Consider the following 24,226-nt stretch of genomic DNA (forward strand, 5'->3'; position numbering starts at 1 on the left):
TCAGTGAGGTGTTGCCGAACGGATCAACGAACCGCGCAAGCCATAGAAAATGATGTAGCCGTAACAAAGCAGGGGAAGCACGAAGGCGTGCTGGACGCCCACCTGATCGGCGATCGCGCCCTGCACATAGGGCAGCAGGCCGCCGCCGACGATCGCCATGATCAGCAGGCTCGATGCCTTGCCGGTCAGCGGACCCAGGCGTTCGATACCCAGCGCGAAAATCGTCGGGAACATGATCGAGTTGAACAGGCCCACGGCGATAACGCTGTACATGGCGACGTGGCCATGGGTGAGGATGGTGGTGACAAGCAGCAGGGCCGCGGCACCGGCGAACTGCGCCAGCAGGCGGCGCGGGTTGGCGCGTACCAGCAGGCCGGCACCGATGATGCGGCCCACCATGGCGCCACCCCAGTACAGCGCGACGTACTTCGACGCGTCGCGCTCGGTCATGTTTCCAATCTCGGGGAGCGAGAAGTAGTTGACCAGGAAACTGCCGATGGAAACCTCGGCACCGACATAGAAGAAAATCGCCAGCACGCCGAAAAAGACGTGCGGGTGGCTCAGTGCTTCGCGCAACGTGTGGTGCTTGTGGTCGGCCTTTTCGGTCGCTTCGGTTAAGGCCGGAAGGCGAAAGAGCCAGACGAAAACGGCAAGCAGGAACAGCACGATGGCCAGCAGCAGATAGGGACCTTGCACGGACTGCGCCTGCTCGGCGCGATAGGCGATCTGTTCGGCGGCAGGCATGGCATCGACGTCCGCACTCGACTTCACCGCCTCGGCCAGGATCAGCATGCCGCCGAAGAGCGGCGCCAGTGTCGTGCCCAGCGAGTTCAGTGCCTGCGCCAGCGTCAATCGGCTGGAGCTGGTGCGTTCGGGACCAAGCAGCGCAACGTAGGGATTGGCGGCGACCTGCAGCACGGTGATGCCCGTTGCCAGCACGAACAGCGCGAACAGGAACACGTAGTAGTTGTGCACCTGCGCCGCCGGCCAGAACAGCACGGCGCCCAGTCCGGCAATCGCCAGTCCCGCCACGATGCCGTTCTTGTAACCCAGGCGCTGCACCAGCCAGCCTGCCGGCAGGGACATCAGGAAATACGTGCCGAAGAACGTCGACTGCACCAGCATGGCCCGTGCGTAGTTCAGATCGAACACGGACTTGAGGTGAGGGATCAGGATGTCATTGAGGCAGGTGAGAAAGCCCCACATGAAAAAGATCGTGGTGGCGACACCCATCGCCACGGGGTAATCCGTGTAGCGCTCGTGGGCGGTACCGTCGGTCGGGCGCGACGTGTCGGCAGGCGGTGCAGCAAAGGCCATGTCGTGTTCCTAGTGGAGGTCAGGAGCGTGGCGGGTGAGCGCTGCTTTCGCGGATCACCAGCGTCACCGGCGCCACCGTGGTGGTGGCATCGGCTTGCGGATTGCGCAGGCGCGCGAGAAGGATCTGCGCCGCCTGTCGTCCGCGTGCGCGCGGATCAGTGGCCAGCGTAGTAAGTGGCGGCGTGCTGAAAGCGGCTTCCGCAACGTCGTCAAAGCCGGTGATGGCGAAGTCCTCGCCTGGTTTGATGCCGCGCTGGTTGAGGCCCAGCATCAGGCCCAGCGCGACGGCGTCGTTGTAGCAGACAGCCGCCGTGGGCGCAGCGTCATGCGCGAACAGTTGCTCGGTTGCGCGCGCCGCATCCATGCGCGTGGGCGCGGTTTCGACGCGCCAGTGCGGCAGTACGTCGACGCCGGCTTCGTGCATCGCTTCTCGGTAGCCGTCCAAACGCTGGTGCACCGAGCTCGAATCGTCATGGCCGCCGAAGAAAGCGATGCGTCGATGGCCTTGCTCCAGCAGATGCTGGGTGGCCAGCTTCGCGCCGCGCTGGTTATCCAGCATCAGGCGATCCCAGTGGGCGTATTCGGGCAGGCTGCCGCCGAGCTCGCGGTTGAACAGCAGGACCGGTGTTTGCGTGCCGACGGCGGCAAGCACGTGCCGCGCATCACTGCCTTCGGCGGGCGAAAGAATGATGCCGCCGGGCCCGTGCTCGATCAGCGAGCCGAGCACCGCCTGTTCGCGTTCGGCCGACTCGCCCGTGTTGCCGAGCAGGGTGACGAACTCGCCTTCGGCCAGCACTTCGTCCACGCCGGCCGCGAATTCCGCGAAGAACGGGTTGGCCAGGTCATTCAGCACCAGGGCCACGCTGGAGGACGTGCGGCGCCGCAGGTTGGCAGCGGCACGGTTGTAGACGTAGCCTTGACGACGCAGCTCGTCCTCCACGCGTGCCCGCGTGTTCTTGTTGACGAGGGGGCTGCCGCGCAACACCAGTGACACGGTGGCCCGCGATACGCCGCAACCGGCGGCGATGTCGTTCAAAGTGATCTTTCGTCGAATGGAAGCGCTGCTTTCCATGGCGGCCCTGAGGTTGTTTGGAACGATCTAAAAGTAGTCGATCCGCGCCAGATAGTGATCTCGCACCGCAGCATGCAGTGCCTGGGCTGGCGGTGCTAGCGTATGGCATTTGGAACGATCTAAACAGGTCTGGGGAGAAATGCTGATGGGGAAGATCCGAGCAAGCGCCTGGCTGCCCGCCGCGCTGTTGGCCGCCTTGTGCACTTCCGCTGGCGCCGTGCCGGCGAAAAGCGGCAACGCCGCGGACGTGGATCCGCGCATTGGCACGGGAGGCGATGGCCACACGTTCCCTGGCGCCACGGTGCCTTTTGGCATGATCCAGCTCTCTCCCGACACGGCGATGCCCGACTTCAAGCACGCCTACAAATGGGCTGCCGGCTACCAGTACGGTGACAGCAGCATCCTGGGTTTCTCCCACACCCACTTTTCCGGCTCGGGCCATTCGGACCTGGGCGATGTGCTGGTGATGCCCATCGCCGGCGACGTCCGCCTCGAACCGGGTGACCCCGCCAAGCCCGGCAGTGGCTATCGCTCCGGCTTCAGTCACGACTCGGAGCGGGTCGAGGCCGGGTATTACGCCGTGACCCTCAGTGAATATGGCGTGCGTGCCGAACTCACGGCCGGACGCCGTGTCGGATGGCACCGCTACACCTACCCGGCCGGCAAGCCGGCGCATGTCCTGCTGGACCTGCGCCCGAGCATTTATGACTACCCCGGCAAGGTGCTTTGGTCGAACCTGAGGGTGCACGAGGACGGCACCATCACCGGCTGCCGCCAGACGCGCGGCTGGGCCCCGGGTCGGGAGCTGTGCTTCGCCATGCGCTTCTCGCAGCCGATGACCTCGCGCCAGATCCTCAATCGCGAAACCAACGTGTCCTACAAAGGCTTCAAGGGTCCGGGCAACCAGGCCGAAGACAGCGATGCGCAGCAGGGGCGGGCGCTGGTGGGCGTCTTTGATTTCGGTGCGCTGAAAAAGCCGCTGGAGGTGAAGGTCGCCATTTCCCCCGTCAGTGAAGCCAACGCCGTCGCCAACCTCGACAGCGATGGCAAGGGCTGGGACTTCGACGCGCGTCGGGCCGAGGCGCGCAAGGCCTGGGACGACGTGCTCTCGGTGGTCGATATCGATGCACCCAAGGCGCAGCGGACCAGTTTCTATACTTCGCTGTACCACGCCATGCTCTCACCGACCCTGAGCATGGACGTCAATGGCGAATACCGCGGCCCCGACAACAACGTGCATCGCGCGGAGGGCTTCGATTTCCATTCGACGTGGTCACTGTGGGACGTGTACCGCGCGCAGCAGCCGCTGATGGTGTTGCTGCAGCCTGATCGCAGCGTGCACTTCATCAAGTCGCTGATCGCCGCGCGTGAGGCCAGCCCCTTCGGCATCCTGCCGGTATGGGCATACCAGGGCCTGGAGACGTGGTGCATGATCGGCTACCACGCCGTGCCCGTGATTGCCGACGCCTACATCAAGGGCATCCGCGGCTTCGACGCCGACGCGGCGATGAAGGCCATGGTCGCCAGTGCCACCTACGCACCGTACGGCGGACTTGGCGACTACATGAAGCTCGGCTACGTGCCGATCGACAAAGAGCCTGAAGGCGCCTCCAAAACCCTTGAATACGCCTACGACGACTGGTCCATCGCGCAGATGGCCAAGGCCATGGGCAAGGACGACGTGGCGCAGGCCTTTGGCAAGCGTGCGACCAACTGGCGCAACGCTTACGACGAAAAGACCGGCTTCATGCGCGCGCGCAAGACCGACGGCAGCTTCCGTGAACCGTTTGATCCGGATGCCGCCGGCTATGGCAGCGATTACACCGAAGGCAATGCCTGGCAGTACTCCTGGTATGTGCCGCAGGACGTTGCCGGCCTGATTGGCGCCATGGGCGGGGACCAGGCGTTCACTGCCAAGCTGGACAGCGTGTTCGACGCCAAGGTGGATAAGTCCCACTTTGCCCATGTCGAAGATATTACGGGCCTGATCGGCTGGTACGCACACGGTAACGAGCCGAGTCACCACCTGGCTTATCTCTACGACTACGCCGGGGCCGCCTGGAAAACCCAGGCCCGCCTGAAGCAGATCATGGACAGCCAGTACGCCCCGCGTCCGGACGGACTGGCCGGCAACGATGACCTGGGCCAGATGTCGGCCTGGTATGTCTTCACGGCGCTGGGTTTCTACCCTGTGACCCCGGCCAGCGACGAGTACGCGATCGGCCGGCCGTTCGTGAAGAGGGCCGCCCTGCACCTGGCCAACGGCAAGACCTTCACGGTCACGGCTGCCCCGCTGGATGACGCGCACCCCTACGTGGGCAGCGTCACCCTCAACGGCAAGCCGTTGGATCGGGTCTTTCTGCGACACGGCGAGATCCTGGCCGGTGGCGAGCTGCACTTCACCATGCAGGCGCAGCCGGGGAAGGCCTGGGGTGTCAGTGAAGGCTCACGCCCAGCCTCGACCAGTTCCTATAAACGCTAAGAAGGATTCCCGACTTGATCTGTCGGGTGGCGAGCATGGGAGGATTCTGTAACCATGCTTCGCATGCAGCATGCTTCACGGAAAGCTCCGCCTGTCACCCGGCCCCGTATGCGGGACCGGGTGGCCCTGCGTTGGCGCCTCGGCGGGCTACTGTTCGCCGTGCTCGTCATCGTGGCCTTGCCCTTCATGGTGACCCGCAGCGGGTCTCGTGACGCCATTGCCGCCAATGAGCGCGTCACGCATTCCTCCGAAGTCAAATCGCTGACCTATCGCATCGCCTACGTCACCCGTGACAGCGAAGCGGCGATGTACCGCCTGATGGACGGCGCCGACGACGCGCAGACCAAGGAGCGCGCCACCCGGGCCACCAAGGAAGTCCCGGTGATGCTCAACCAGCTGCGCAACATGACGCTGGACAGCGCCGACCAGCAGGCGCGCATCGGTGCCCTCAGCAGCACGGTCAGCGGGCGCCTGGCCCTGATGGAGCAGGCGGTGATGCGCCTGAAGGTCGGCGACAAGGAAGGTGCCACCGACGCCTTGCGCGATTCGGTGTCGCTGTTCCAGATGGACTCGCTGATCGACGGCATCGTCCAAAGCGAAGACACCACCCTGTCCTCGCGGCGCGGAGAAGCGAAAAGCGCCTCGTTCAACAGCAGCCTGGTGCTGTCGATTACCGCGGCCGCGCAGATCATCCTGCTGGGCATCGTGGTGATCGTCTCCGAGCGCCAGATCAGTCGTCGCCTGATGGCCGAAGAGCGCGCCGGCCAGGCCGTGCAGCGTTCGCAGATGATCGTGCAGGCCGTGCGCGAGCCGATCGCCCTGCTCGACACCAAGCTGTGCACCTTGCTGGTCAATGCCGCGTTTAGCGAGCTCTATGGATTGCTGCCCGGACATCGCCAGTCGATGGCCCTGGTGGAAATCGGCGAAGGGGCATGGCGTGACAGCGCGCTGCTGCAGCGACTCAATGATGTCCTGCTGCTCGACCGCGAATTGTGGGATTACGAACTGATCCAGCGCACGGTCGATGGCGTGGATCGCCACGTGGTGATCAACGCCCGCCGCTTGCAGCAGGGGGATGGTGGCGAGCCGGTGCTGTTGTTGACCGTCAGCGATGTGACCGCGCGCGCGCTGGTGGAGCAGCAGGTCAAGGAACTCAATCGCCAGCTCGAAGGCAAGGTCGCGCAGATCTCCGACGTGAACCGCGAGCTGGAGGCTTTCAGCTATTCGGTATCGCACGATCTTCGGGCGCCCCTGCGCCATATCGCCGGATTTGCCAACAAGCTCGAACAGCACCTGGGTGCCGGCGCCGACGAAAAGACGAGCCACTACATCAGCGTCATCAACGACGCGGCCAAGCGCATGGGCCTGCTGATTGAGGACCTGCTGGTGTTCTCACGCCTGGGTCGCGGCGCCTTGCGCCTGCAGCCGGTGGACATGCAGTCCCTGGCGGAAGAGGCGCGCGTCCTTGCTGAATCGGATGTGCAGAACCGCCGCATCATGTGGACCATCGCGCCGCTGCCCATCGTCATCGGCGACGAAAACATGTTGCGCACGGTCTGGCAGAACCTGCTGGGCAACGCGGTGAAATACACGGGCCACAGCGACGTGGCGCGCATCAACGTGGAAGTCCATCGCAGCACCAATGGCGACTACGAGTTTGTGGTGAGCGACAACGGCGCCGGCTTTGACATGCAATACGCCGGCAAGCTGTTTGGCGTGTTCCAACGACTGCACCGGGCATCGGAATTCCCGGGCAATGGCATCGGTTTGGCCAACGTGAGGCGCATCGTGTCGCGTCACGGTGGCAAGGTCTGGGCCGATGCACAGCCAGGACAGGGCGCACGTTTCCACTTCACTTTGCCCGCTTCGGACCTGGCGGATAGCTTCGCGCAGGAACGTCAATGAACCATCGAGATATCCGTACCATCCTTCTGGTCGAAGACAGCCTGGCCGACGCCGAAATGGCCATGGAGGCGCTGAACGACGCCAATCTCGCCAACCCGGTCATCCATGTCGAAGACGGCGTGGACTGCCTCGACTACCTCTACTGTCGCGGGCAGTTCAGCGGTCGGGATCCGATTGATCCGTCGGTCGTCCTGCTCGACATCAAGATGCCGCGCATGGATGGCCTGGAGGTGCTCACGCGCATGCGCGAGGAAGAGCGTTTCCGGCGCATTCCCGTGGTGATCCTTTCCTCGTCGCGCGAGGAAAGCGATCTGGCGCGCAGCTGGGACCTTGGCGTCAATGCTTACGTGATCAAACCCGTGGATGTCGATCAGTTTTTCGAAGCCGTCCGCACGCTCGGCCAGTTCTGGGCCGTGCTGAATCAGGGGCCCGAACAGGATTAACCGTTTCGGCCGTGGGGCGCATGTGACCGCACGGTGGTGAAGGCACGGACGTGCCGGGAGATGTACCGCATGCCGGAGAAAACGATCGCACAGCTGCCACGCATTCGGGTGCTGCAGATCGAAGACAGTCTGCTCGATGCGGAGCTCGTGTTGTCGGAACTCGAAGCCGACGGCATCGAGTTCGACGTGTGCCTCGTCGATGAAGAGGGCGCTTTCGTGCAGGCGCTGAACGAGTTCCAGCCGGACGTGATCCTGTCCGACCTGAGCATGCCGGGGTTTTCGGGCGAGCGCGCGCTGGAACTGTTGCGCGAGCAGGACAAGGATCTGCCTTTCATCTTCGTCTCGGCCACGCTCGGCGAAGAAGCGGCCATTGATGCGCTTCGCAATGGCGCGACGGATTACATCCTCAAGCAGAATCCCGCGCGCCTCGCCAGCGCAGTGCGCCGCGCCATGCGTGAAGCCGAAGCGCAGCGCTCGCAACGGCGCGCGGAAGCGGAGCTGATCCGTGCGCAGCGCTTCGAGAGCCTGGCCATGCTCGCCGGTGGCTTGAGCCATGACTTGCGCAACATGCTGCAGCCGCTGCTGCTGGCCGGCGAAAGCCTGCAGGATTACCAGGAAGATCCGCGCCTGGCTCGCCTGGGCAAGCTGGTGCGTGATTGCGGAAGGCGCGGCCTGGAAATGGTGCAGCAGATGCTGACGTTCGCACGCGGTGCGAAGCGCGCCGAACAGGTGCGCGTCAATGCACTGCTCGACGCCTTGCGTTTGCTGCTCCAGGGCAGCGTGCCCAAGAACATTTCGCTGGATCTGTTTGCCGATGACCTGGAGCTACAGTTTTCGGGCAACCATACCGAGTTGCAGCAATGCCTGTTGAACCTGTGTCTCAACGCCATCCAGGCGATGCCCGGCGGCGGGCAGTTGCGCGTGGAAACGACGCATCTCTTCCTGGGCGAATCCTTTTTCGACGACGATGAATCGTTTGTCGAAGGCCATTACCTGCGCTTGTCCGTATCCGACACCGGCGTGGGCATGGACGAACAGGCGATCGCGCATCTGTACGAGCCGTTCTTCACGACCAAGGAGTCGGGTACGGGTCTTGGCCTCGTCTCATGCCAGCGCATCATCACCAGCCATGGCGGCGTCATGCGCGTCGATAGTGCGCCGGGCAAAGGCACGACGTTCCACCTGTACCTGCCGCTGACCGAACGCAACGAAGACGGGCCGGAGGTATCGGAGGCCGTGGGTCTTCAGGGTGATGCCGAGCGCGTGCTGGTGGTGATCGAAGAGGCCGCGCAGCTGTCGCTGCTGGTCGACACGCTCGACGCCTGGGGCTACCAGCCGCATGCCAGCCAGAGCGGTACGGCGGCGTTGCAGTGGATCGAAGCGCACGGCGTGCCTGACCTGGTGGTCATGGATTCGGACATGAACCTGTTCACCGGCGTGCGTACGCTCGCTGCCTTGATCGAGCACGGCTATGCGCGTGCCGTGATTCTGCTTGCTCGTCCCGACGCGCCGCCGGATCTGGATGAGATGCCCGTGGTGGAGCATCTGTACCTGGTCGACAAGCCGATCAAGACCAATGACCTTTTGCGCACGATGCGCAAGGCGCTTCTGGCGAGCGAAGACATTTGAGGGAAGGGCGCCGCGTCCATGGCGCCCTTGGTTGCTCAGTCGATACCCAGCTTCTTGAGCTTGTAGCGCAGCGCGCGGAACGTGATGCCCAGCTTTTTCGCGGCCGCCGTCTTGTTGTAGCGCGATTCTTCCAGCGCCTTGATGATGGCCGTGCGTTCGAGATTACTGATGTAGTCGTCGAGACCGCCGTCGCTCGCGCTGGCCGGCGTGGCGGGCGGTGCGGGCGGAGGCGTGCCGTAAGCCGGTGCGGGCGCTTCGCTGACGCCGCGCGGCGTGCGCTGGGGCAGCATGAGGTCGATGATGTCGATCTCGTCGCCGTCGCACATCGCCATGGCGCGCTCGAGGATGTTCTCAAGCTCGCGCACGTTGCCCGGGAAGTCGTAGCTGTCCAGCGCCTGCTGCGCTGTCGGCAGGAGGCGACCCGTGGCGCCGCCGCTTTTCTGGGCCAGCTGGCGAAGGATGTGTGATGCCAGCATGGGCACGTCGCCGCGACGCTCGCGCAACGGCGGCACGCGCAGCTCGATCACGTTGATGCGATAGAAAAGGTCCTGGCGGAACTGGCCCTGTTCGACCAGCGCGGCAAGGTTCTTGTGGGTGGCCGAGAGGATGCGTACATCGACCGGGATTTCCTCGCGGGCACCGATCGGGCGCACCGCCTTTTCCTGGATCGCGCGCAGGAGCTTCACCTGCATGTGCAGAGGGAGCTCAGCCACTTCGTCCAGGAACAGGGTGCCGCCGTTGGCGGCCTGGAACAGGCCTTCCTTGTCGCTGACGGCGCCGGTGAAGCTGCCCTTGCGATGGCCGAAGAACTCGCTCTCCATCAGCTCCGAGGGAATGGCGCCGCAGTTGACCGGCACGAAGGGGCCGCTTGCGCGCGGACCTTGTTCGTGGATCAGGCGGGCGACCAGCTCCTTGCCCACGCCCGACTCGCCGGCGATGTACACCGGGGCCTGGTTGCGCGCGAGCTTGCCGATGGTGGCGCGGACCTGCTGCATCACCGGCGAGTCGCCGATGAGGCGATCGCCCGGCGGGCTGGTCTTGGCTGCAGCGGCGCCGCTGCGCTTTTCCTCGGCCAGGCGCAGCGCCGTGCGCACGAGCTGGCGCAGCATCTGGATGTCGACCGGCTTGGACACGAAATCGAAGGCGCCGGCCTTCAGCGCGTTGACCGCCGCATCGACATTGCCATAGGCCGTGATCATGGCCACCGGCATGTCCGGGTACTGCGCCGCGATCAGCTCGAGAATCTCGTGGCCGCTGCCATCGGGCAGGCGCATGTCGGTGAAGCACAGGTCGTAAGTGCGCTCCGCCAATGCCCGCCGGGCCTCGGAGACCGTACCTACCGCATCCACCTGAAGGTCCATGCGGCCCAGGGTGATGGTGAGGAGTTCGCGGATGTCGCGTTCGTCGTCGATGACCAGGACGGTCTGTTGGCTCATGGTTCTGCCGGCTGAGTTCGGAAATTCCCTATCGCGTTAGGTTACTTGCCGTGCGCGAGAGGGTCAAAGCTCTGGCTGCGCTGGGAAGTGCCCGTGCGCCGCCGTGTGGTGTCACTCCCCGGTGGTGTTCCCGCGAGGCCACCCGTCCGAAAGAACCTTCGTCCTGCCAGAAGTCAGTTCGCCTGCGTGTTGGCATGCCCTGGCCAGGGGTGGCCGTGATCCGGGCCATCGCGCGGGCCGGGCGCCTTGTGGAAGGGTTCGCCCCGCGCTGCAAGCCGCCGGGTGGGGCCGCCCTTGGCCCGGGTGGGCGCCGCGTCAGCTCAGATCATCTGGTGCGCGGCGGTGTCGCCTTCACTGCCCGGGACGCGCGCTGGCGGGGTAAGCACGAGTCGAAAGCAACTGCCGCCGCCGGCAACGCGCACGTATTCGAGCCCGGCCTGGTTCGCTTCTGCCATCTGGCGCGCGAGATAGAGGCCCAGACCCGTGCCGTACTCGTGCGTGGTGTAGAACGGCTCGAAGATCTGCGCGGCCACCTTTGGCGCAATGCCTGGGCCACGATCGATCACTTCGAGAATGGGCACGCCGTGCTCGCCATGGCGGGCCACCACCATCACGCGCGCCGGTTCGCCCGGCATGCGGCCATAGCGCAGCGCATTCTGGACGAGGTTCCACACGACCTGCTGCAACTGTTGCGGATCGGCCACGGCCGCCACAGGCTCGCTCCCGTTGGTGATCACGCGCAGGGTGTCGTTTCCGAGGTCGTTGCCCTGGCGGTATTCGTCGACGAAGGATTGCGACCAGCGCCCCAGGTCCAGCGTCTCCGGCCGCGAACGTTCGCGACGCGACAGCTGCAGGATGTTCTCGATGATCTCGTTCAGGCGCACGCAGTGGTTGTTGATGATCTCCACCATGCGCTGGTCGGTGGCGCCCAGATCCTGCGATTCGGCAAGCAGCTGCGCGGAGTAGCGGATCGCGGCCAGCGGGTTGCGGATTTCGTGGGCGATGGAGGCGGAGAGGCGACCCAGTGAGCTCAGGGTGAGTTCTTCGGCACGACGTGACAGCAGCGAGGTGTCGTCAAGGAAGATCAGCACGTGCGAATCGTCGTTCGGCGCCAGCCGGCTGAAGCGCGGTACGACTTCGGGCACGCCGTCGGCCAGCTGCGTCGCCGTTTCGTCGAGCTTGCCGGAAGTGATCCAGTGGTAAAGGCGGCGCGACAGCTCAGGCGCCACGCGGCCCAGGTCGCGCTGATCGGCCGTGGGATTGCCCAGCAGCATCCAGGCCGATTCATTGATCTGGTGAATGCGGTTGGCGTCGTCAACCAGCAGCACGCCGGTCTTCATGCGGCGGATGATCAGCTCGTTGACTTGCGCCAGGTTGGCCAGGTCGATGCTGCGCTGTTCGGCCAGTGCTTCGGTGGCCCGGAGCTGGCGGCTGAGCACGTAACACAGCATCGTGATGGCGAAGTAGGCCAGGCCGAACAGGCCCGACTCCAACATCTGCCGATCGTTGGTGATGCTGTCCTGGGGCACCGACACCAGCGAGTGGCCGAGCATGCCCAGCGTCGCCAGGGCCGCGAAAAAGAGGGCGAGCCGCAAGGGCAGCAACAGTGCGCCGGCCGCGAGATTCACCGCGAGCATCATGGCGATGCCGATGCGGGCATCCTGCATGGCGCTGATGGCCAGCACCGCGACGACAATGTCGACCACCAGGGACGCCGAGGTCACCAGCTTGGTCCAGGGCATGGTCCGGCGCGTCAGTGCCGCCGCGACGACCGCGAACGCCAGGTAGGCGAGGGCGACGATGCGCGCGAAATCCGCATCCACCATCCGGGGCCAGCCCAGCGCCGGCGGGCTGAAGGCCAGGCCGACGTAAACCAGGGCCTGCGCCAGCCGGAAGTAATTGAGGAAGAACAGTTCGTGCCTGACGGCTTCCGGGGGTGTCGGGGGCTGGAGGAAGGCGGGCGGCGTCGAATTTGGCACGTGGGGGCCCCTGGTTGGCTGAGGGGCAGTGTAGGGATGAGGGTGGGGCCCCGGGAAGCCGCCCGCTTCGCGGGCTGTGAAGCCGGCGGCTGGCGCCGCCTGTGGGGTCGCGCCTTTGGCGCTGTGAACAGTAAACGGTAAGAGCAAAGCGGACGGTTACCCGGGCCCGCTCTCCCTGTTCACCGTTTACAGCCCGCGCAGCGGGCGACACCACACGGCGCGCCAGCGCCCCCTCAGGGGTGTCGCGCCTTTGGCGCTGTGAACGGTAAACGGTAAGAGCAAAGCGGACGGTTACCCGGGTCCGCTCTCCCTATTCACCATTCACAGCTCCGCACAGCGGGCGGCCCCACAGGGCGCGCCAGCGCCCGAATTCACCCGCCAAGGTTCCGAAAACCCTCCGCTTTTCATCCGTTTACCGTTCACAGCCACGCGCAGCGTGGCGTCTTTACAGGGTGCGCAGCACCCGAACCCCCGCGTGCCGAAGCGGCCAAAGCCCTTTCCATCCCCGCCCGTATCCGCGAAAATAGGCGGCCGTATTGCGCAGTTCTCGTCATGTCAGGCATGGCGGCCGCGCACTGCATGCCGGCAGCGTGTTTTCGCCGTCCGCTCCCCATGCCCGTCCCTCGCGGGGCGCGGTTGCCATGTTTTCCCCGTTCGCTCGAGGTATCGAATGAATTTCCACGAGTACCAGGCTAAAGAACTGTTCGCGCAGTACGGCATTGCCGTGCCGCCGGGCAAGATTGCCAACTCTCCCGACGCCGCTGTCGACGCCGCCAAGGCGCTCGGCGGTTCCCAATGGATGGTCAAGGCGCAGATCCACGCCGGTGGCCGCGGCAAGGCCGGTGGCGTCAAGTTCTGCAAGAGCCTCGATGACGTCCGCGCTGCCGCCAAGGGCATGCTCGGCACCAACATGGAAACCTACCAGTCCGCTGGCCGTGCGCTGCCGGTGAACCTGGTCCTGGTGACCGATGCCACCAACATCGCCAAGGAACTGTACCTGTCGATCCTGGTGGATCGCGACACCAAGTCGGTGTCCTTCATCGCCTCCAAGCACGGTGGCGTGGATATCGAGCAGGTTGCCAAGGACACGCCCGAAGACATCCACACCATCGTGGTGGATTTCGTCGAAGGCCTGCAGCCGTACCAGTGCCGCCAGCTCGGCTTCGCCATGGACCTCAACGCGAAGCAGGTCGGCCAGCTGACCAAGATCATGCTGGGCCTGTACAAGCTCTTCAATGAGAAGGACCTGTCGCTGGTTGAGCTGAACCCGCTCGCCATCCTCGAAGACGGCAACCTCGCCGCCCTCGACGGCAAGGTCAACTCCGACGACAACGCCGAATTCCGTCACGCCGACCTGGCCGCCATGCGCGACCTGAGCCAGGAAGACGCGGCCGAGGCGGCTGCCGTGCAGCACAACCTCAACTACGTGACCATGGACGGCACCATCGGCTGCATGGTCAACGGCGCCGGTCTGGCCATGGCCACCATGGACGTCATCAAGCTGGCAGGCGGCGAGCCGGCCAACTTCCTGGACGTGGGTGGCGGCGCCACCAAGGAGCGCGTCACCGAGGCGTTCAAGCTGATCCTTTCCTCCGACAAGGTGAAGGCCATCCTGGTCAACATCTTTGGCGGCATCGTGCGTTGCGACCTGATCGCCGAGGGCATCATTGCCGCGGTGAAGGAAGTGGGCCTGACCATCCCGGTCGTGGTTCGCCTCCAGGGCACCAACGTGGAGCTGGGCCGCGAGCTGCTGGCCAACTCCGGTCTGGCGATCACGCCGGCCGACGACCTCAACGATGCGGCGCAGAAAGCCGTGGCTGCGGCCAAGGCCTGAGGAGCAATTGAATCATGAGCGTTCTCGTTAACAAGAACACCAAGGTCCTCGTGCAGGGCTTCACCGGCCAGCAGGGCACCTTCCACGCACAGCAGGCGCTGGATTACGGCACCCAGGTCGTCGGTGGCGTGACCCCGGGCAAGGGCGGTTCCGAGCACATCGGTCTGCCGGTCTTCAATTCGGTGGCCGAGGCTGTCGACGAAACCGGCGCCGATGCGTCCGTCATCTTCGTGCCGCCGCCGTTCGCGGCCGACTCGATCCTCGAAGCCGTCGACGCGGGCATCCGCGTGATCGTGGCGATCACCGAGGGCATCCCGGTGCTGGACATGCTGCGCGTGAAGAACGTGCTGGCCCAGCATCCGGAAACCGTCCTGATCGGTCCGAACTGCCCCGGCATCATCACCCCGGGCGAGTGCAAGATCGGCATCATGCCGGGTCACATCCACAAGCCGGGCAAGGTCGGCATCGTGTCCCGTTCGGGCACGCTGACGTACGAAGCCGTGTTCCAGACCACCAACGAAGGCCTGGGTCAGTCGACCTGCATCGGCATCGGCGGCGATCCGATCAATGGCCTGAGCTTCATCGACTGCCTGAAGATGTTCCAGGACGATCCGCAGACCGAAGGCATCATCATGGTCGGCGAGATCGGCGGTTCGGCGGAAGAAGACGCCGCTGAGTTCATCGGCGAGTACGTCACCAAGCCGGTGGTGTCCTTCATCGCTGGCGCGTCGGCTCCGGCCGGCAAGCGCATGGGCCATGCCGGCGCCATCATCTCCGGCGGCAAGGGCACGGCTGCGGCGAAGTTTGCTGCGCTCGAGAAGGCTGGCGTCACCACGGTGAAGTCGCCTGCCGACCTGGGCAAGACGCTTGCGGGCCTGATGAAGAAGTAATACCTGCCAGCCGGGTACTGAAAAGGCCGCGCATGTCGCGGCCTTTTTTGTGCCTGCCCACCGAAGAGTGCGCATGAAAGGCAGGTATGGCGGCGGGCGGAGCAAAACCGCAACGTCGCGACGGTGCACGCCGTGAGGCGCCGTCCATGGCTCTCAACTTTGCCGAATGCGTCCCGGCTCGTTGCGTCGGAAGTGCATTGCAATGCATCGAACCAGGATCTCACGAACGAGGTTCTGCCGATGTCGAGCGATGGGAGGCCGCCATGGGGGTAGTCGGCGTGTCCCGCGACGAGCACCATCCCCCGGGGAAACGCCGGCTGCGATGATGCCCCGGGGGTTTGCCGGCTTCACGCTACTCATAGCTCATGGACAAGACCATGGCACTGTCGGCGGTGCCCATCATGGCGTTGCCGCCGGTTCTGTAATAGCGCGCCCGCAAGGGAATCGTCGTGTCACTGGACGAGTGCGTATCAAAGAACTCGCCCAGGGCAACGGGCTGGTCGGATGCATTGGTGACCTGAATGCCGTAGCCTTTTGCGCCAGATGACGCTGCCAGGCCAATGATGCCTTCTGCAGAATTGATCGCCGGAATGCCAGGGGCCGGGTCCAGTCGGTAGCGGATGCTGCCCAGGCCTGAATTACACGACTCGACCTTGATATCGAAGTCCGCGCTGTCGCCGACGGAGCCTGGAGTCTTCAGGTCGTGCACGCTGCTATCTCGCATCGTCACGTTCACGTCTGAAGTCTTGCAGGATAAGCCTACAAAAGTCGGCTCACCCATGGACCCCAGGGTGATACCTCCCTCGTACCCGTCTCGATCCCAATGCGTGTGCACAGTGGCTAAGCCGACGCCAGTTTTATGGGCAAGCTTCCCGCCTGTCACGGGGCCATATTTGACAAGGGCGATGGTGGTTCGGAGGCCAATGGGGACGTCCGTCATGTCCTGCGGCGCGGTCCATTTTGTGATGACGGTGTAAACGTCGTTGACAGGTATGCCTTCTGGTTCAGGGGTGTCAATCCATCGATCGGCCACGAATGCCTGCGCTCCCAACACGTACCCCACACCATCAACAGCGGTCTGGTAGACCATTCGACCATTGCTCATGAATCCTGTGGGGATATAACCAGACATTTTGAGCCACACGCTTTCGCCTGCCTTGAACGAACACCTCCACACGTCCATTCCAAATGGTGTCATCGGCGAGAACGGCGTCAGTTGCGTACCTATGGGGGCATCTCTTGGCATGACGTGGGCCTCGCTGCCAAGGTCCGGACCTTGCCCTTCGGTGGTTTGTCTTTCGCATGTCGCCTCTGCATGCGAAGTCAGAGGTGCCAGCAACGCGAAGGCCACCAGCAGCCACGTCGTCAAGGCACGCCAAACGATGCGATGACGCGTGCCCATCTTCGCGTTATCCCGCGGATTCAAACTCAAACTCATGGTGTTCTCTGGCATGGTGATTCGTGGCTGTGAATGGAGGACGATCCGGATATCCGGCCATGACATGCGCAATTGTTCGTGCATTGGCATGGCGCGGTCGCGGCGATCAGAGCGATCCCGATCCGGCACCGGGCACGGGATGTTCCCTGCGGGTGCAACGCCGAAGCGGAGACGTGTCGACAGTCTCCCCACCCATGACAGCCTGGCCGTCAAGGAGCTTCCTGCACTACTCATGGCTCACGGTGAATCATCGAGCTGTCCGCTGTGCCGGGTGCGATCGGGCCGCTGGTTCGGTAATGGCGCGCTCTCAAGGGAATGACCGTCACACTGCGTTGGCGCCACCCGGTGCGTGCAGCTACAGGTAATCAAGCGTGAAGACCATCTGCGAGTCTGCCTGTCCGCCGCGAACCGATGGGCTCAGCATCACATAGGCAGCGCGCAACGGGATGCTGAGCTGGCCGCCCTTCGATGCGTCATAGCCGGAGGCGCCCAGGGGCGTGCCAAACGGTACAAGGCTCTCATCCGGCTTCGTCACCTGTACGCCGACGCCTTGCGCGGATGACGCGGTGCTCAGCCCTGCAATGCCACGCCCGGAGTCGATCGCGTCAATGCCGGGCGCAGGATCGATGCGGTACTGGATGCCAGCCATGCCCGACGAGCATCCTGTCAGGTCAATCTGGAAATCCGTGGCCGTCGATCGTGATCCCACGCCGGAAAAGCTGCTGGTACCGTGTTCGCCAAGATTCACGTTGACGTCGCTGGAACTGCAGCCGCGGGAAACAAAGGTGGGTCCACCGGAGGCAAGGATATTGACCTCCCGCACAATGGTCTTTGTGTAGGAGCCTCGCATGGCCGCTTTTGCCACGACTCCGGTCAACTGGACCTTTCCACCGGCAATGGGGCCCGTTTTGACCAGTGCGAACTCGGCGCGGGCACCAAAAGTGTAGGTGCCGTTGTCACCGATATAGTGACCGCCGAGGAAGAGCCACGCGGCGCCGATCTTGTCGGCATAACCGTTCCAGCCCGAGTGGAGGTAGCCCTCGGCGCGCATGACCAGTCCTACTCCTTCGACATTGGTTTTGAAGGCGACATAGCCGTCCGCGAATGTGCCGCTGGGGATCAGTTCGACGCGCATGACGGGCTCGATCATGGTGGGCCAGTCGTTGTCGCTGCACTTCCAGAGCGACGTGCTCAGCGTCGTCATCGAACTGAACGAGGTCAGGAAAGTGCCCACAGGCGCGTCCCGCGAAACCGCGATATTCCCCGACGGAATGTTCAACGTGTAGGAGCTTGCCGCCGGTGAGCCGCAGCTGATGTCCGCGTGTGCGCCTAAGCTCATCAGGGACAGTGCGCCCAGGCACGCAAGGCGTCGAACACGCCGAAGCCGGCGTATGCCTTGCGAGACAAATGAGGGGATCTGATCGTTCACCGGGGTATCCTTCTGCGATTCATGGGCTGCGGCCCATCGAAAGCCATCCGCTACTCATAGGAAAGGGTCTGGATGACCTGGCTGTTTATGGTGTGAGCTGAGTTCCAATGGGTGCATCTCTTGGGAGGGTTAAGCCAGCGGCTCCGATATCCAGAGCAACATCGGCGTTTGAGTCCGGGCATTTCGCATTGGCCTGCCATGTCAGAGCAACCAGAGACATGAGTCTAAAAACCAGCTACGTCCTCTCCTTAGGTGCCGACGACGATTCATGGACAGCCTCTTGGTCTGAGGATCAGAGTGAGCCATGGAGACGTCATGGATGCATTCCTGTTTCAGCATCACAGCGCAGCCCATTCCGGGGTGCTGACCTCAACGCGTTGGTGGTCTTCCTGTTGAGTGGCCGAGGATCTAGTGACATTCGTCGCGTTGATTGAACTCGAGTCGGCTTCGCAGACCACATCAATGGATGTCCAGTCGCTGTCCGTCGTACTGGAGTCAAGTGAATAGGGCACATGGCAGCGCTGTGAGGTTTCCGCGCCCCACTGAATCAGCAGGCGACCTTGCAGTTGTTCCGTTCGCACGTAGATCTGTCCGCCCTGTCCAACCATGCCGGCATCGGCGCCCGATTCATCGAACACCTGCGCGCCAAACGGGAGTGGTTCACCATTGGCCTGCCGTGATCGAATGAGCAGCGCGCGGCCACCCATCCGATCGAAGCGAGCTGCCACGATCGCGCCGGCGCGCGGCGTCACCTGCGTGCGCGTGGACTCGAATTCCGATCCGTGCGGCAGGCGACGTGTATCCAGCGACACTTCGTTATGTCGATACGGCGTCAGTCCTGAAATGACCGCGTAGCCACGGCGGTCCACGCGGCTGCTGCCATTGATGCGCGCGCCTTCCGCGCCCTTCGCCTCCACGACGGCCATCGTTTCACCCAGCTGCCTGGCAAGCGTCACGCCTCCGCGATGAAAGACGACGCCACCCGACGCCGATGCTGAGGTCTGCCTTGTGCGCGCACCGTACGTATGGCTTGCGCCAAGATTGGCATACGGCGCGGTCCACGACAGATTGCCACCAAGCGTCCGGCGAAGCGGCTCGCCTTTCGTGGCGGAAGCCTGGAGTCCGAAGTTGACCTGGCGTTCTTTGCCCAGTGCGCCAAACATGCCCGCGCGCCCGCTGTACACGCCACGAGCATCGCGGGTGATGCTCGTATTGAGCGACGGCATGTTCGGCGAACCCAGGGGAACGCTCATGGACAGGTGGTACTGGTTGTCCTTTCGACCATTGGGCAGCAACGTGCGGCTTGCGGAAAGGTTGATGCCGGTTCGCCTGATTTGCGTCGAATACCCTGCCTGGAACGTGGTGTGTCGTTCGTACGATGCCCTGCCGCGCTGGTGGCTGGCCGTCAGGTAGAAGGAACCCTTGGGTAACGGCTGGTTGATGTTGACCTGGATTTGCGACCTGGGTCTGCCTGAACCCGAGGGAGAGATCTGATGGATTCTCGCTTTCAGCTGTTCGCGCCAGGCCACGGCCTCGCTGAGCGGAAGAAAGCGATCGCTTGTATACCGATAGCTGGCCACCGTGAACTGCGTGCGCGTGGAAGGCACGGTCTTGGCATAACCCAGGCGCAGGCTATAACCACCCTGATCGGGCAGTCCGGGCAGACTGGCTTTTGCACCCGTGAGGTCGAACGACAGTGCGCCAGCCGCCGTATTGAAGGCGGCGCCCAGCAAGACGCTTCGGTAACCACCGTCGTGCGTTGCCTGGATGCCACCATAGGCTGTGACGCTGTTGCTCACGCCGCGCTGAAGCGTGCCCTCCAGCAAGTATGGGGCCTTGTCAGCGCGTTGCGAGCGTAGCTGGCCCGCTGTCACTTCGAAACGGGTGTTGCCGGGTCTCAGCAATTGCGGAGCGGACGCGAACGGCACCGTGAAAGTGTGGAACCGACCATCTGACTCGGTCACCGTCACCAGCAGATCGCTACCCTGGCCGGTGGGATAGAGATCGTCGATCTCGAAGGCGCCCGGCGCCACGGTTTGTTCGTGCAGCAGATATCCGTTCTGCTCGATGGTGACGCGTGCCTGGGTCTGCGCCACGCCACGCACAACGGGAGCGTAGCCATTTTGCGAGTCCGGCAACATGCGCGTATCGGAGCGGACGTTGACGCCCCGTACAGCCGTGCTGGGAAGCAGCTGGCCTGAACTGAAGGTGTCGCCTACCGTGAGCTGCGCGCGCCACGGCGTGATGTCGTGCTGCGCCTGCAGTCCGATGCCCTGCACTTTGGTCGGGCGCCCGCTTTGCCACTGGGCCGAGGCGCGATGGCGGACGCGCCAGCCGCCGACATTCAAGCCGTTATTGAGGCCGACATAGACGCTGTCTGTCTGCTGGCGTTTGGCGCCGGGAGCAGCGTGGGTGTCCTCGGAACGATAGGCGTGTGCGCTGTATCCGATCGAGCCCGATACCGTGCCGCGATCCCACAGCGACGGCGCCACGTAGCCACGCGCCTGTCGCTTCATGTTGACCTGCGGCACGCTCAGGTCAAGCTGGAGCGTGTTCGGGTCATAAGTGGCGAAGGCACCCGGCACGACCTGGTCAACGGAGGCGCAGTGTCGGTCATCCTCGCCGTCTTCGTTCGCTGGCAGATCGATGCCGAACTGCAGCAGCTGCTCCATGCGGAAGCATGCCGTCGCCGAAAGCCCCTGCGTGGCCGCGTGGAACTGGATTTCCTGTCGCGAATGCGACGTGCCATTGACGCGCACGTCGACACGGTAAGCGCCTGGCGAGACGAAGTTCTGCCGCGCGTAGCGCGACAGGTCGATGGACGAGCCCGTGAAGCTGGAACTGAATTCAATCTCTGTCAGGTCGTTGGGTCCGGCCAGCGATGGGCTCGCGTCATTGGCGGCGCTCCACGCCGGTGCCGCCGCTACCGACAACAGCGTGGCAACGAACAGGCGCCTGCGGCTCAGTGCGGACAGGGGATGGTCGGTTGCCAGGGGCGTGGATTGGCTAGCGTGGTTCATGGCTTGGCGGTGTTCCTGGAGCTTTATGCCCGGCTTCGCAGACAGGCATCGGGCGATGGGTGAGTCAGTTCGTGATGCGCGCTTCGTGCGCGTCGAAGCCGCCGTAGTCATTGATGACGCTCACTTCCATGAGGTGTCCGAACGTCTGCGAACCGGTGACCTGCAACGTGGCGCTCCCCCGCGCCGGACACATGCCGCCGCCGGTGAATGTCGGGGTGCGATCAACCGATCCGTCGCGCGCCTTCAGCGTCAGGCGATTGAAGGACACGTTGTAAGCCGTGGGGTTGGTGCACAGCACGAAGTACGCGTCGCCTTCCTTCCTGACCTGGCTCCACACCAGCTGCTCATGCGCTTTTGCAGGCGAACCTTCCAGGCCCTTGGGTCGATAGAAGATCTTCAGTCGGGTGCGGATGGCGAACTGCAGATGGTTGTCACCCGTGGCGGCATCACCCGTGGCGCGCGGAGGGATCTCCAGCACGTTCAGCCAGTAAACCGACTCGCGATCCTTCGGCGCGCCTTCGCCCGTATAGATCAGGCGCAGCGTCTGGCCCTTGCCCGAGTCGATGCGCGAGATAGGGGGCGTCAGTACGAAGGGTGCGGTCGATTGCTGGGACGACATCGAGGCATCGCCTTCGTCCACCCACGCCTGGATCAGTCGGGGGCTTCCATCGTTGTCGATCTTGACGCTGGTTTCGCGCTCCCCGCCGTCATAGATCACGCGGGTGCCGGTAATGCGGATGCCCGCTTCGGCCGCGAAACTGCACACGCAAAGCGCCAGCAGCGGAGCGCGGCGCAGGAGGTTCAAGGAAATCATGGGATCGAAAAGCCGGTGAAGGGCGGGGCGCCAGAAGGCACCCCGCAAGCAGGGATCAGTTGTAGTCCATGGAATAGATGACGTTGGTATCGACGGTACCCGCCGTCACGTCATTGTTGGCGTCTGCCTGGTAGTACGCGGTGTAGTTGAGCGTGGCCGCGCCGCCGTCGATCTCCGCCTCGGTTGAATTTTCATTCGTCGCGAGGTTGATGACCTGGCCCTTGTCGTTGCTCAGCGAGATTTCCACGTTCGTGGCACGGCCCGCGCCCGTGCTGTTCTTGAGATTGCCGGTGACCGGGTTGATCAGCGGGCTTTCGAGCTGCTCGAACACCACTTTGGCGATCTTGCCATCGGTGCAGGAGCCGCCGGTGCCGCCGATGTTGAGCGAGAACGCCGTGGGGCTGGTGCGGCTGCCACGCGGCAGGGCGGTGATGTTGGTGTCGCGAAGGTTGACGGTGATGTCGCCCTTGCTGCCATCGGTGTTGTCACCACCGGTGATGTCGCAGGTAACGCTCTTGATCATTCCCTTGAACGTAATGGTGCCGTCGCCGGCGTGTGCATTGGGCGAGAAGGCGACGGCCATGATCGGCGTTGCGACCAAGGCAGCGAGGAAGGTAGAAATCTTCATTGGGTATCCAGAAAAGGGGTTTGGAGAGTGACCTCCCTCGTTCCGAAGGTGCGCGCCAGCGCACCGTGCCGGGACCGACTCGGGACTTGGGCAAGGGTCTTAGGGGACAAGCGCCATTCCCGGTGGGTCTTCTTAGGGGGTGGCGTGACTTTCAGAACAGTCCGAGGCGCAGGCGTCTCATTCGACGCTGCGAACGTTGGGTGCCGGGGACTCGGCTATCATTTGCCAACGCTCAACGAGGAATCCGTGCATGTCTCAGCTTCGCCTGGCCCTGGCCCAGTTCGACTTTCCCGTGGGCGCGGTGGCGGCCAATGCGGCGAAAGTGGGCGACCTGATGGCGCAGGCCCGTGAGGGCGGGGCGGACCTGGTGGTTTTTCCCGAGCTGACGCTGAGCGGCTATCCGCCGGAAGACCTGTTGTTGCGCCCCAGTTTCCTGGCGGCCTGCGAATGCGAGTTGCGCGCCCTGGCGGCGCAGACCCATGGCCTGGCGGCCCTGGTCGGCCATCCCCATAGCGAAGGCGAGGTGTACAACGCCGCCAGCCTCCTTCGCGATGGCAACATCGAGGTCACCGCGCACAAGCAGGCGCTGCCCAACTACGGCGTGTTCGATGACAAGCGCTATTTCCGTCCGGGTCATGACAGTGTCGTGGCGCAGATCGAAGGCGTCAGCGTCGGCTTCCTGATCTGCGAGGACATCTGGCAGCCGGAGCCGGCTGCGCGTGCTTCTCGCGCGGGTGCAGAGCTGATCGTGGTCATCAACGCGTCGCCATGGGATAACGCCAAGCAGGCCGAGCGCGAGGCCGTGTTGCGCGCGCGGGCTGCGGAAACCGGTTGCGCGATCGCCTATCTCAATCTGATCGGCGGGCAGGATGAAGTCGTGTACGACGGCGGTTCGCTGTTGGTGAATGGCGACGGACGCATCGCCGCACGCGCTCCCCAGTTCGTGGACGCCCTGCTTTGGGCCGAGTTCGACAGCGAGGCGCGTGCGTTCACGGCGGAAGGCTGGCCCGCACACACGGATGACGCGCCGGAAGCGATCCTCTATGCGGCGCTGACGCGGGGCATCCGCGACTACATCGACAAGAATGGCTTTCAGGGCGTGCTGCTGGGGCTATCCGGCGGCATCGATTCCGCGCTGACGCTGGCGCTTGCCGTGGATGCACTGGGGCCGGAGCGTGTCACGGCCGTAATGATGCCCACGCGCTATACCTCGCAGCTGTCGCTGGATGGTGCGCGGGCGCAGGCTGAGCAGTTGGGCGTGGACTATCACGTGATCTCGATCGAAAACACGTTCGAGAGCTTCCTGCACGCCCTGACGCCCGCCTTTGGCGGCAAGCCGGCCGACACGACCGAGGAAAACCTGCAGTCGCGCACGCGCGGCGTCATGTTGATGGCGCTGAGCAACAAGCACGGGCGCCTGCTCCTGGCTACCGGCAACAAGAGCGAAATGGCCGTCGGTTACGCCACGCTCTATGGCGACATGTGTGGCGCTTACGCGCCGCTCAAGGACGTCTACAAGACGGTGGTCTATCGCCTTTCCCGTTGGCGCAATGCGCACGGGGTGCGCCTGGGTGAGGCGGAGCCGATTCCGCCGGCGGTGATCGAGCGTCCGCCGTCGGCCGAGCTTCGCGACAACCAGACCGATCAGGATTCGCTGCCGCCGTACGACGAGCTCGATGCGATCCTCGAGCGCTTCATCGAGAACGAGCAGTCACAGGCCGAGATTGCCGCGCAGGGATTCCATGCCGACACCGTGCGGCGCGTGGTGCGGCTCGTGTTGAACAACGAGTTCAAGCGACGCCAGTCGGCTCCGGGGCCGCGCGTGACCACGCGGGCCTTCGGGCGCGAGCGGCGTTATCCGATTACGTCGGGCTGGCGATGAGGGTCTGATCCCTCGGCGACAGGCAAAA

16 protein-coding genes are annotated in these 24,226 nt (G+C 64.0%); 7 read left to right on the top strand and 9 right to left on the bottom strand.

Translation table 11 applies throughout. The features are described from left to right. Both fucP and EYV96_RS14080 read right to left on the bottom strand, forming a co-directional pair. A complete protein-coding gene (gene fucP, locus EYV96_RS14075; protein WP_240732609.1) occupies positions 1 to 1,233 on the bottom strand; it encodes an L-fucose:H+ symporter permease in 1,233 nt (410 codons plus the stop codon). 103 nt (positions 1,234 to 1,336) lie between these two features. Beyond that, positions 1,337 to 2,389 carry a LacI family DNA-binding transcriptional regulator gene (locus EYV96_RS14080; protein WP_131152167.1) on the bottom strand — a complete coding sequence of 351 codons (1,053 nt, stop codon included), beginning with the start codon at positions 2,387 to 2,389 and terminating at the stop codon, positions 1,337 to 1,339. Positions 2,390 to 2,534: 145 nt separating this feature from the next. Here EYV96_RS14080 and EYV96_RS14085 point away from each other — a divergent pair, with 145 nt between their 5' ends. The 4 genes from EYV96_RS14085 to EYV96_RS14100 all read left to right on the top strand — a co-directional run bounded on the left by EYV96_RS14085 (position 2,535) and on the right by EYV96_RS14100 (position 8,848). Then, a complete protein-coding gene (locus EYV96_RS14085; RefSeq protein WP_131152168.1) occupies positions 2,535 to 4,871 on the top strand; it encodes a GH92 family glycosyl hydrolase in 2,337 nt (778 codons plus the stop codon). A 108-nt stretch (positions 4,872 to 4,979) separates the two neighbouring features. After that, on the top strand, positions 4,980 to 6,776 hold the full coding sequence (locus EYV96_RS14090) for an ATP-binding protein (RefSeq protein WP_131152169.1): 1,797 nt from the start codon (positions 4,980 to 4,982) through the stop codon (positions 6,774 to 6,776). Then, entirely contained in the window at positions 6,773 to 7,219 is a 447-nt protein-coding gene (locus tag EYV96_RS14095) for a response regulator (RefSeq protein ID WP_131152170.1), read from the top strand. The genes EYV96_RS14090 and EYV96_RS14095 overlap by 4 nt, the downstream gene beginning before the upstream one ends. A 69-nt stretch (positions 7,220 to 7,288) precedes the next feature. After that, positions 7,289 to 8,848 (top strand): ATP-binding response regulator, encoded by a 1,560-nt coding sequence (locus tag EYV96_RS14100; protein ID WP_205746168.1) that lies wholly within the window; start codon positions 7,289 to 7,291, stop codon positions 8,846 to 8,848. Positions 8,849 to 8,883: 35 nt separating this feature from the next. Here the strand turns inward: EYV96_RS14100 and EYV96_RS14105 are convergent, their stop codons facing one another. Further along, on the bottom strand, positions 8,884 to 10,284 hold the full coding sequence (locus EYV96_RS14105; RefSeq protein WP_131152171.1) for a sigma-54-dependent transcriptional regulator: 1,401 nt from the start codon (positions 10,282 to 10,284) through the stop codon (positions 8,884 to 8,886). Positions 10,285 to 10,604: 320 nt separating this feature from the next. Further along, positions 10,605 to 12,263 carry a sensor histidine kinase gene (locus tag EYV96_RS14110; protein WP_131152172.1) on the bottom strand — a complete coding sequence of 553 codons (1,659 nt, stop codon included), beginning with the start codon at positions 12,261 to 12,263 and terminating at the stop codon, positions 10,605 to 10,607. 670 nt (positions 12,264 to 12,933) lie between these two features. Here EYV96_RS14110 and sucC point away from each other — a divergent pair. Continuing rightward, positions 12,934 to 14,097, top strand: coding sequence for an ADP-forming succinate--CoA ligase subunit beta (gene sucC, locus EYV96_RS14115; protein ID WP_131152173.1), 1,164 nt, complete (start codon positions 12,934 to 12,936; stop codon positions 14,095 to 14,097). Positions 14,098 to 14,111: 14 nt separating this feature from the next. After that, on the top strand, positions 14,112 to 14,987 hold the full coding sequence (gene sucD / locus EYV96_RS14120; protein ID WP_131152174.1) for a succinate--CoA ligase subunit alpha: 876 nt from the start codon (positions 14,112 to 14,114) through the stop codon (positions 14,985 to 14,987). A gap of 352 nt (positions 14,988 to 15,339) precedes the next feature. Here the strand turns inward: sucD and EYV96_RS14125 are convergent, their stop codons facing one another. The 5 genes from EYV96_RS14125 to EYV96_RS14145 form a co-directional block, all read right to left on the bottom strand. Beyond that, complete coding sequence (locus EYV96_RS14125) at positions 15,340 to 16,440, bottom strand: fimbrial protein (RefSeq protein ID WP_165488684.1); 1,101 nt, start codon at positions 16,438 to 16,440, stop codon at positions 15,340 to 15,342. Between the two features lie 340 nt (positions 16,441 to 16,780). Beyond that, positions 16,781 to 17,854: a fimbrial protein gene (locus EYV96_RS14130; RefSeq protein WP_131152176.1), complete on the bottom strand. Its 1,074-nt coding sequence runs from the start codon at positions 17,852 to 17,854 to the stop codon at positions 16,781 to 16,783. 338 nt (positions 17,855 to 18,192) lie between these two features. Beyond that, complete coding sequence (locus EYV96_RS14135; protein WP_165488685.1) at positions 18,193 to 20,874, bottom strand: fimbria/pilus outer membrane usher protein; 2,682 nt, start codon at positions 20,872 to 20,874, stop codon at positions 18,193 to 18,195. Between the two features lie 64 nt (positions 20,875 to 20,938). Next, on the bottom strand, positions 20,939 to 21,688 hold the full coding sequence (locus EYV96_RS14140) for a fimbrial biogenesis chaperone (RefSeq protein ID WP_131152178.1): 750 nt from the start codon (positions 21,686 to 21,688) through the stop codon (positions 20,939 to 20,941). A 55-nt stretch (positions 21,689 to 21,743) separates the two neighbouring features. After that, complete coding sequence (locus EYV96_RS14145; protein WP_131152179.1) at positions 21,744 to 22,316, bottom strand: fimbrial protein; 573 nt, start codon at positions 22,314 to 22,316, stop codon at positions 21,744 to 21,746. 250 nt (positions 22,317 to 22,566) lie between these two features. Between EYV96_RS14145 and EYV96_RS14150 the strand changes: the two genes are divergently transcribed. Next, positions 22,567 to 24,198 carry an NAD+ synthase gene (locus EYV96_RS14150; protein ID WP_131152180.1) on the top strand — a complete coding sequence of 544 codons (1,632 nt, stop codon included), beginning with the start codon at positions 22,567 to 22,569 and terminating at the stop codon, positions 24,196 to 24,198. Positions 24,199 to 24,226: the final 28 nt, after the last annotated feature.

Origin of the sequence: Dyella terrae, assembly GCF_004322705.1 — a bacterium.
Classification (GTDB): domain Bacteria; phylum Pseudomonadota; class Gammaproteobacteria; order Xanthomonadales; family Rhodanobacteraceae; genus Dyella_D; species Dyella_D terrae.